The following is a 9,527-nucleotide window of genomic DNA, read 5'->3' as shown; positions in this document are numbered from 1 at the left end:
GCGCTTCGCTTACCGGGCCTACGGATGGCGTACCCTGGCCATCCGACAATAATTTTCAACTTATACCTATAATTCATTTACCGTTTTTGCACCGTTGGTGCTTCCTGGAAAAGCAATATGTCGTATACACCGATGAGCGACCTCGGACAGCAAGGCTTGTTCGATATCACTCGTACATTATTACAGCAGCCCGATCTTCAGTCTCTCAGTGAGGCGCTTTCACAGTTGGTCAAGCGTTCGGCGCTGGCCGACAGTGCGGCTATTGTGTTATGGCAGGCGCAGACGCAGCGTGCGCGTTACTTTACGACGCGTGAAAATGGTAAACCCATCGATTATGAAGACGAAACGGTGCTGGCACACGGTCCGGTGCGCCGCATTCTGTCTCGTCCCGATGCCCTGCACTGCAGCTATCATGAGTTTAGTGAAACCTGGCCGCAGCTGGCATCCGGCGGGTTGTACTCCCAATTTGGTCACTACTGTCTGCTGCCGCTGGCGGCCGATGGGCGCATCTTCGGCGGCTGTGAATTTATCCGCCACGAAGACAGCCCGTGGAGTGAAAAAGAGTACAACCGCCTGCAAACCTTTACCCAGATCGTCGGCGTCGTGGCCGAACAGATCCAGAACCGGGTCAGCAACAACGTCGACTACGATCTGCTATGTCGTGAGCGTGACAACTTTCGTATCCTGGTCGCCATCACCAATGCGGTGCTCTCCCGCCTGGACATTGATGAGCTGGTCAGCGAAGTCGCCAAAGAGATCCACCACTACTTCGATATCGACGCCATCAGCATCGTGCTGCGCAGCGATCGCAAAAATAAGCTGAGCATCTATTCCACCCACTATCTGGATGAGCATCATCCGGCGCACGAGCAGAGCGAAGTTGACGAAGCGGGCACGCTCTCTGAGCGGGTTTTCAAAAGCAAAGAGATGCTGCTGATTAACCTGAGCGAACGTGATGCGCTGGCGCCTTACGAACGTATGCTGTTTGACACCTGGGGCAACCAGTTACAAACCTTGTGTCTGCTGCCGCTGATGTCCGGTAACACGATGCTTGGCGTCCTCAAGCTGGCCCAGTGCGAAGAAAAAGTCTTCACTACCGCCAATCTCAAGCTGCTGCGCCAGATTGCCGAGCGCGTGGCCATTGCTGTCGATAACGCCCTCGCCTACCAGGAGATCCACCGCCTGAAAGAACGGCTGGTCGATGAGAACCTGGCATTGACCGAGCAGCTCAATAACGTGGACAGTGAGTTTGGTGAAATCATTGGCCGCAGCGAAGCCATGTACAGCGTGCTCAAACAGGTCGAGATGGTGGCGCAAAGTGACAGCACCGTGCTGATTCTGGGCGAGACAGGAACGGGTAAAGAGCTGATTGCCAGGGCTATTCACAATCTGAGTGGACGTAATGCCCGTCGGATGGTGAAGATGAACTGTGCGGCGATGCCTGCCGGACTGCTGGAAAGCGACCTGTTTGGTCATGAGCGTGGCGCGTTTACCGGTGCCAGTACGCAGCGCATCGGGCGTTTCGAACTGGCCGATAAAAGCTCGCTGTTTCTCGACGAAGTTGGCGACATGCCGCTGGAGCTACAGCCTAAGCTGCTGCGCGTTCTGCAGGAGCAGGAATTTGAACGTCTGGGCAGCAACAAGCTGATCCAGACCGACGTGCGGTTGATCGCCGCCACCAACCGCGATCTGAAAAAAATGGTGGCCGATCGCGAATTCCGCAACGATCTGTACTATCGCCTGAACGTCTTCCCGATCCATCTGCCACCGCTGCGCGAGCGCCCGGAAGATATCCCGCTGCTGGTGAAGGCCTTCACCTTTAAAATTGCTCGCCGGATGGGGCGCAATATCGACAGCATTCCGGCTGAAGCGCTGCGCACGCTAAGCGGCATGGAGTGGCCGGGAAACGTGCGTGAACTGGAAAACGTGGTGGAACGCGCGGTCCTGCTGACCAGAGGCAACGTGCTGCAACTGTCCCTGCCGGATATCATCACGCCGGCGCCGTGCACACCGCCGGTGGCGACCGAAGTTGCGCAGGAAGGCGAAGATGAATTCCAGTTGATTATGCGCGTGCTGAAAGAGACCAACGGTGTGGTCGCCGGTCCAAAAGGCGCAGCACAGCGGCTGGGACTGAAACGCACAACGTTGCTCTCACGCATGAAGCGACTGGGTATTGATAAGGATGCGCTGGTTTAACGATTGTGGCTGATGGCGCAGATGCGTATGCCTTTGTAGGCCGGATAAGGCGCAGCCGCCATCCGGCACACCGCAACATTATTTCTTAGGCTTAAATTTCTCTGGCAATTCCGGCACCGGGCGTTTGTCATCCATCAGATGACGCACGGTCAGGATCGGATGACGCCAGAGCATCCTCGGCCCGGCCCAGCGCATAATCTGCTTCATCTCTTCGCGTTTTGCAGGTTGATAACAGTGCACCGGACACTGTTTGCAAGCTGGTTTCTCCTCACCAAATACGCACTTATCCAGTCGTTTTTGCGCATAGGCAAACAACGCATCGTAATGCCCCGGCTCGTCTGAAGCCTGCGGGCACTGGCTCTCATACAGCGAGATCATTTTCTGGATCGTCATTTTTTCACGTGCAATACGTTTGCCGGACATGATGCCTCCACATTTAAGTTGCATGCATAATACACCTTAGTAATCCGCGGCACTATTACCTGAAGGTGATACATCCTTAGCACCCTACGCAAATAAGAATTATTTTCATTTATCATGCCTTGTGCTATATAACATAGCAAAGGCTATATTCGATGATAAATTAACCACTTTCTTGTGAGGGATACTATGCCGCGCCTGCCCCATCTGAAATCGTTTCTCCTTGCCTGCGTCCTGACGGCGCTGACGCTGTCGCCCGCATCGGCGCAAGAAAAATTTAAGGTGGTCACCACCTTTACGGTGATTGCCGATATGGCGAGCAACGTGGCGGGTGACGCAGCCGAGGTCAGCTCCATTACCAAGCCGGGGGCTGAAATTCACGAATATCAGCCCACGCCGGGCGACATTAAACGCGCGCAGGGCGCACAGCTGATCCTCTCCAACGGTCTCAATCTGGAACTGTGGTTTGCCCGCTTCTACCAGCATTTATCCGGCGTGCCGGAGGTGATGGTCTCTGACGGCGTGAAGCCGATGGGCATCAGCGAAGGTCCCTATAACGGCAAGCCGAATCCCCATGCCTGGATGTCAGCTGAGAACGCGCTGATTTACGTCGATAACATCCGCGATGCGCTGATGAAGTACGATCCGGACAATGCCACCATCTACCAGAACAATGCAGAGCGCTATAAAACAAAAATTCGTCAGACGCTCGATCCCCTGCATGCGGCGCTGGCAAAAATCCCGGCCGATAAACGCTGGCTGGTCACCAGTGAAGGCGCATTCTCCTATCTGGCGCGCGATAACGATTTGAAAGAGCTGTATTTGTGGCCGATCAACGCCGATCAGCAAGGCACCCCCAAACAGGTGCGCAAAGTGATCGATGCGATCAGAACTCATCAGATCCCGACGGTATTTAGCGAAAGCACGGTGTCCGACAAGCCTGCCCGTCAGGTGGCGCGTGAGTCCGGCGCACATTACGGCGGCGTGCTGTATGTCGATTCGCTGAGCGCTGCTGATGGCCCTGTACCGACCTATCTGGATTTACTGCGCGTGACAACGGAAACCATTGTCAGCGGGATTAACGCAGGTTTGGGGAGCCAGCCATGAGTCATTCAGCGATTTCCGTCAATCAGGTGACGGTGACGTATCGCAACGGACACACCGCGCTGCGCGATGCCACCTTTCAGGTACCGGGTGGTTCGATTGCCGCGCTGGTCGGGGTCAACGGCTCCGGGAAATCAACGCTGTTTAAAGCGCTGATGGGGTTTGTCCGCCTGGCGCAGGGCGAAATTTCCATTCTGCAGCAGCCGGTCAGCAAGGCGCTAAAACAGAATCTGATTTCCTACGTTCCCCAGTCGGAAGAGGTGGACTGGTCATTTCCGGTGCTGGTGGAAGACGTGGTGATGATGGGACGCTTTGGCCATATGGGCTGGCTGCGACGACCAACCGCGCGCGACCATCAATGCGTGGATGCGGCGCTGGCGCGGGTCGATATGCTGGAATACCGCCATCGGCAGATCGGCGAACTCTCCGGTGGGCAGAAAAAACGTGTTTTTCTGGCGCGCGCCATCGCCCAGGACGGACAGGTCATTTTGCTGGATGAACCGTTCACCGGCGTAGACGTGAAAACCGAGGCCCGCATCATCGACCTGCTGCGCGAACTGCGCGATGAGGGGCGCACGATGCTGGTCTCTACTCACAATCTGGGTTCGGTGACCGAGTTTTGTGATTACACAGTCATGATCAAAGGGACGGTGCTGGCGAGCGGCCCGACCGACTCCACCTTTACCCCTGAGAATCTCGAGCTGGCGTTCAGCGGCGTCCTGCGCCATGTGAAGCTAAGCGGCGGTGAGCAGCACGTAATCACCGATGATGAACGGCCGTTTATTTCTCGACGTACGCCCAACGAGGGGGAATCACCATGAACTGGCTGACAGAACCGTTTGGCTACCAGTATATGCTCAACGCTATGTGGGTCTCGGCGATGGTCGGCGGCCTGTGCGCGTTTCTCTCCTGCTATTTAATGCTCAAGGGCTGGTCGTTAATTGGCGATGCACTGTCACACTCGATTGTGCCGGGCGTTGCCGGGGCCTATATGTTAGGGCTCCCCTTTGCGCTTGGCGCGTTTCTTTCCGGCGGGCTGGCAGCGGGCAGTATGCTGTTTCTTAACCAGCGTTCGCGCCTGAAGGAAGATGCGATCATTGGGCTGATTTTTTCCTCTTTCTTCGGCATCGGGCTGTTTATGGTGTCGCTCAATCCGATGTCGGTTAACATTCAGACCATTATTCTCGGTAATGTGCTGGCGATTGCACCGGAAGATATTCTGCAACTGGCGATTATCGGCGTTATCTCACTCACCATTCTGCTGTTGAAGTGGAAAGATTTGATGGTGGTTTTTTTCGATGAGAACCACGCGCGTTCTATCGGTCTGAACCCAGGCCGCCTGAAGCTGTTATTTTTTACGCTGCTCTCAGTTTCCACCGTTGCGGCGCTACAAACTGTCGGCGCATTTCTGGTGATTTGCCTGGTAGTGACGCCCGGTGCCACGGCCTGGCTGTTGACCGATCGCTTTCCCCGGCTGCTCACTATCGCCGTCGCTATCGGTAGCCTGACCAGCTTTTTCGGTGCCTGGCTGAGCTACTGGCTGGACGGCGCGACCGGCGGAATCATTGTCGTTCTGCAAACACTGCTGTTTCTGCTGGCGTTTGTCTTTGCGCCAAAACACGGTCTGTTGGCCAACCGTCGCCGCGCCCGCCAGGTGAATAAGGAGTCCTCATGTTCTTAACCGCCCTGCTGGAACCCTTTCAGTTCAGCTTTATGGTGAACGCGCTGACCATCTCCGTTATCGTCGCCATACCCTGCGCGCTGTTGTCGGTTTTTTTGGTGCTCAAAGGCTGGGCTTTGATGGGCGATGCCATGAGCCATGCGGTATTTCCAGGGATCGTACTGGCTTACATCGCGGGCATTCCGCTGGCCATTGGCGCGTTTATCGCTGGGCTGTTCTGCGCGGTGGCGACCGGCTATCTCGATGATAACAGCCGCATCAAACGCGACACGCTGATGGGTATCGTCTTCTCCGGCATGTTTGGCGCAGGACTGGTGCTGTACGTCTCAATCCAATCTGAGATTCATCTGGACCATATTCTGTTCGGCGACATGCTCGGTGTCTCGCTGGGGGATATCGCACAAACGGCGGTTATTGCGCTGGGGATTGCCCTTGTCATCGGGTTAAAGTGGAAAGATCTGTTGCTGCACGCCTTCGATCCGCACCAGGCAAAAGCCTGCGGGCTGAACACCACCCTACTGCATTATGGTCTGCTGTGTATGATCGCGCTCACCATCGTCGCCACGCTGAAGTCGGTGGGTATTATTCTGTCGATCTCGTTGTTAATTGCGCCGGGCGCGATTGCAATTTTACTCACGCGCCAGTTTTCCCACGCCCTAATACTGGCCGTCGTCATGTCGATGGTCACCTCATTTATGGGCGTGTACCTGTCATTTTTCATCGACAGCGCACCGGCCCCGACCATCGTCGTCTTATTCTCCCTGCTATTTGTTATCGCCTTTATTTATTCCACTCTACGCGATCGCCGTTTAGAACGGCGACGCCAGTACGGCGGTATATAACGCACAAAGATAAGAGCGTGAGGTATTTATCAGCCCCAGCTCAACAGCGGGCTGAGCGCTTCGCGCCCCACCAGTGCCCGTAGCGCGGGCAGGCGACAGCTGTGAGCCAGCAGCGGAGGCAGCGCAAAAATGATGTCGCTGGAGAGCATGACATTCTCCAGTTGCCCCCATAAGTACCAGCCAGTATCAACACCACTTGGCGGAACAAAAAAATGCAAATGTCCGCCCTCTGGCGGTTCATCGGCAATGCCCAGCCACTGGCTAAAGCGCGGGATAGCCGGTGAAACGTGCGTCACCCGCGAGCAGTTACGGACCTGGCTTGCAGGAATGTAAAACTCCTGCGTTCCCATGCGGATGCGCACGGCCGCCAGGTTAACGGGTTGCGTCATCACCACAGGTCTCCTGATAACGGTCAAATACCAGATTCAGATCCAGCAGGGTGAACCAGGTGTCGCCCACCTTGACCACCCCGACCGCAATCGGCTGTAGCGCCGGAGGCAGCGAATCACCGGGTAAATGAATCTGGCTTTCCACCACCTCAAGAACATCAATCAATCTGTCAATCAGGATGCCACTTTGCATCCTCTCACCGCAGCCAATCAGGATAGTCCGTTTTCCCAGGGCGTTAGCCACGGGGTTGTCAATCAGGCCGTCCAGCCTCATGACCGACTCCACGCGCCCGCGATAGTTGATCACGCCTTCAAGCATCGGCGGACAACAGGGTACCCACGAGATAGGACGTTCTGCGAGGATCTCTCTTATCTGCGCGCCGTAGAAAGCAAAGTTTTTATCCGCCAGCTGAAATAACACCAGCGTGCACTGCGGCTCATCGACGCTTTCACACTCGGGTTTCTCACCATGATTCAGCGCCAGGATCTGCTCCAGTTGTGGGCTCATGCCCTCTCCTTTTCTTCAGCGATACAGAAGGTGTTGCGGCCTTTTTGCTTGGCGGCATACAGCGCCTGATCGGAACGCTCACGCAGCGTTTCAATACGATCGCCAAACTGCCACTGCGCGATACCAGCGCTGAAGGTACTGTGAAAATAGGTATCATTAACCGAGAACGCGACCTGCTCGTAATCCTTGCGTAAACGTTCCACTACCAGGGCTGCCGTTTCGCTGGTGGTATTCGGCATGATGATGGCGAATTCTTCCCCGCCGTAGCGACCCACAATGTCGGTGCTGCGTAAACGATGGGAAAACAGCTGCGAGATGCCGACAATCACCTGGTCTCCGACGACGTGGCCGTAGGTATCGTTAATATTTTTAAAATGATCCAGGTCCACCATCACCATGCAGAACGGTTTACCGCTGTAGTTAGATTCGGCGATCGCGCTTTTAAGAAAGTGGGTGGTCGTCGAGTGGTTGTATAACCCACTCAAACTGTCCTGCGACATCCGGGCGCGCAGGGTGCGCATTCTTTCCGCTCGGATCGACACGGCATGGATCAATCCCTGAGGATCGGCCTGTTTGAGGATAAAGTCCTCCGCCCCAATACTCATGGCGCCAAACTGCGCCGTCTTATTAGTTTCACTGGAAAGATAGGCAATCGGCAGGCCAATGTGCTGCGGGATCTGGCGGATCAGTTTGGTCAGATCCACGCCGCTAAACTCAGGCATGTGGTAGTCCATCAGTACCAGATCAATCGGCTGGGCGTTCAGCACATGCAGCAAATACTGAGGTTTCTCCAGCACATGCACATCCATTCCCGCCATCCGCAGCATTTCCGCGTTGTATTCCGCGACCGCTGGCTCATCGTCAATCAACAGGATCTGATAGGGTTTCTTTAGCGACGGCTGGGTTAAGCGGTGAAGCTCCTGCACTAAATCGGTGATAGACGCCGGTTTAACAAAGTAGCCGTCGCAGCCCGATTTTATGGCGTTAATGCGCGCCGTAAAGTCGCTGTGACATGAGAGAAACAGCACCGGGAAAGCGGTGCCAACTTTCTTTTTCAGATCCGACATGGTCAGCGGGCCGCCGTAGGCGTTGTCCGGAAAGCTGACATCCATGATCACCACGGAAGGCGGTTGCGCCAGTACGGCCTGGGTAAAGTCCTCGGTATTCGCAAAGACATGGCAGGTAAAACCAAAGCAGCGCAGTTGGGTGGCGAGCAGCTCAACCTGATCGAGGTCATCATCGCACAGGTAGATCGGTTTACTGGTACGGCGGACAAACGCCTCCTCTGGACGCTCCTCAGGGTTCGGTAATTTGAAGCCTGTGTCGCTGATACGATGCTCAAGACTGAGCTGTTCTTGCGTTAGGGTATACAGCCAACGGAGGATCCTCCGTAGCTCATCGCAATGTAATGTGCATTGCTCCGGCTCGGTGAGTAATCGCTCACCTTCCGCGGAGGCAGTAGCGAGCGGAGCAAAGCCAAAAGATCCGGCAGACCCGTGAATACTGTGCAGCAAAATATGCAGCTGTTTACGACAAACCTCGCTGGGTTCGGCGACCAGTTGCACCAATAGCCTGTCCGCTTGTGCCAGCATATCGGGAATGCGGCGTAAAAACCCCTGTCTCAGCCGTGAGATTTTTTCCTGAGCGGCAGCCATAGCAAGGTGCTTATTTTCTTGTTTCATCGTGAGGTTTTTGACTTATTCAGTAGCAGGCTGCAGCAGCGCATTGACCGCGGAACCGAGGTTTTCCGCCAGATTTTCATCTTTTTTCACCCAGCGATCATACGGCACATCGCTGGCCGTCACTTCATTGGCGCTCAGCAAAATAAACGGTTTAGACCAGCCCTGGGCACGCAGCAGCGCCAGCAGATCCAGTCCGCTGATCTCTGGCATATGCAGGTCGCTAATCACCAGATCGAGTGTTTTATCCGAATCCAGGCACGCTAAGGCAGAGATGGCACTTTCCACAATCACCACCTCGTAGCCGTCCATTTCCAGGAAGACGGATGCCAGTTCAGCGGCAAAAAGATCATCATCAACTAATAAAATTCGCATCGTCTCTCTCGGTGTTGTGCCCTCAGCACAACAGCATTTTTAAGGTTTTTATCAGGCTGTCCTGCTCGAAATCGCCCTTGGCAATATAGGCATCCGCGCCTACCTGAATACCGCGCCGCCGGTCTTCTTCCTTGGCGCGGGAGGTCACGATAATAATCGGCGTGTGCTGGTAGTTTTTCTCGCCACGCAGCGATTTTGTGAAGGTAAAACCATCCATAAACGGCATTTCGACATCCGTCAGGACCGCATCAAACTGGGTCAGTTTCGCTTTCTGCAAGCCTGACAGCCCATCTTCCGCCAGCGTCACCTGGGTAATGACTCCAACTTATTGAT

At 55.0% G+C, this 9,527-nt stretch carries 11 protein-coding genes; 5 read left to right on the top strand and 6 right to left on the bottom strand.

Translation table 11 applies throughout. The features are described from left to right. Positions 1–117: 117 nt before the first annotated feature. Complete coding sequence (gene flhA, locus FDW95_RS21320) at positions 118–2,196, top strand: formate hydrogenlyase transcriptional activator FlhA (protein ID WP_115257620.1); 2,079 nt, start codon at positions 118–120, stop codon at positions 2,194–2,196. Positions 2,197–2,274: 78 nt separating this feature from the next. Here flhA and FDW95_RS21315 read toward each other — a convergent pair whose 3' ends face one another. Next, complete coding sequence (locus FDW95_RS21315; protein ID WP_115257619.1) at positions 2,275–2,619, bottom strand: nitrous oxide-stimulated promoter family protein; 345 nt, start codon at positions 2,617–2,619, stop codon at positions 2,275–2,277. Between the two features lie 186 nt (positions 2,620–2,805). On the opposite strand from FDW95_RS21315, the gene sitA reads away from it, so the two are divergent. Genes sitA through sitD form a run of 4 tightly spaced genes read left to right on the top strand, consistent with a single transcriptional unit; the run spans position 2,806 to position 6,243 of the window. Continuing rightward, complete coding sequence (gene sitA / locus FDW95_RS21310; RefSeq protein ID WP_115257618.1) at positions 2,806–3,723, top strand: iron/manganese ABC transporter substrate-binding protein SitA; 918 nt, start codon at positions 2,806–2,808, stop codon at positions 3,721–3,723. Continuing rightward, entirely contained in the window at positions 3,720–4,541 is an 822-nt protein-coding gene (gene sitB / locus FDW95_RS21305) for an iron/manganese ABC transporter ATP-binding protein SitB (RefSeq protein WP_115257617.1), read from the top strand. Before sitA ends, sitB begins: the two co-directional genes overlap by 4 nt. Further along, entirely contained in the window at positions 4,538–5,401 is an 864-nt protein-coding gene (gene sitC / locus FDW95_RS21300; protein WP_048213040.1) for an iron/manganese ABC transporter permease subunit SitC, read from the top strand. The genes sitB and sitC overlap by 4 nt, the downstream gene beginning before the upstream one ends. After that, a complete protein-coding gene (gene sitD, locus FDW95_RS21295) occupies positions 5,392–6,243 on the top strand; it encodes an iron/manganese ABC transporter permease subunit SitD (RefSeq protein WP_115257616.1) in 852 nt (283 codons plus the stop codon). Before sitC ends, sitD begins: the two co-directional genes overlap by 10 nt. A gap of 29 nt (positions 6,244–6,272) precedes the next feature. Here the strand turns inward: sitD and FDW95_RS21290 are convergent, their stop codons facing one another. The 5 genes from FDW95_RS21290 to FDW95_RS21270 are packed head-to-tail and all read right to left on the bottom strand — an operon-like array spanning position 6,273 to position 9,501. Continuing rightward, complete coding sequence (locus tag FDW95_RS21290; RefSeq protein ID WP_096755950.1) at positions 6,273–6,632, bottom strand: hypothetical protein; 360 nt, start codon at positions 6,630–6,632, stop codon at positions 6,273–6,275. Beyond that, the gene (locus FDW95_RS21285) at positions 6,616–7,140 is read right to left on the bottom strand and encodes a chemotaxis protein CheW (protein WP_096755949.1); all 525 of its coding nucleotides are present in this window, start codon (positions 7,138–7,140) and stop codon (positions 6,616–6,618) included. The genes FDW95_RS21290 and FDW95_RS21285 overlap by 17 nt, the downstream gene beginning before the upstream one ends. After that, positions 7,137–8,822 (bottom strand): diguanylate cyclase, encoded by a 1,686-nt coding sequence (locus FDW95_RS21280; protein WP_115257615.1) that lies wholly within the window; start codon positions 8,820–8,822, stop codon positions 7,137–7,139. Before FDW95_RS21280 ends, FDW95_RS21285 begins: the two co-directional genes overlap by 4 nt. 15 nt (positions 8,823–8,837) lie before the next feature. Continuing rightward, a complete protein-coding gene (locus FDW95_RS21275; RefSeq protein WP_115257614.1) occupies positions 8,838–9,194 on the bottom strand; it encodes a response regulator in 357 nt (118 codons plus the stop codon). A gap of 22 nt (positions 9,195–9,216) precedes the next feature. Further along, positions 9,217–9,501 (bottom strand): response regulator, encoded by a 285-nt coding sequence (locus tag FDW95_RS21270; protein ID WP_249359288.1) that lies wholly within the window; start codon positions 9,499–9,501, stop codon positions 9,217–9,219. Positions 9,502–9,527: the final 26 nt, after the last annotated feature.

The sequence above is a fragment of the Citrobacter sp. wls718 genome, from assembly GCF_005280945.1.
GTDB lineage: Bacteria > Pseudomonadota > Gammaproteobacteria > Enterobacterales > Enterobacteriaceae > Citrobacter > Citrobacter gillenii.
Note: the sequence above shows the minus strand (reverse complement) of the source record. Positions and strands in the feature narration are given on the sequence as shown.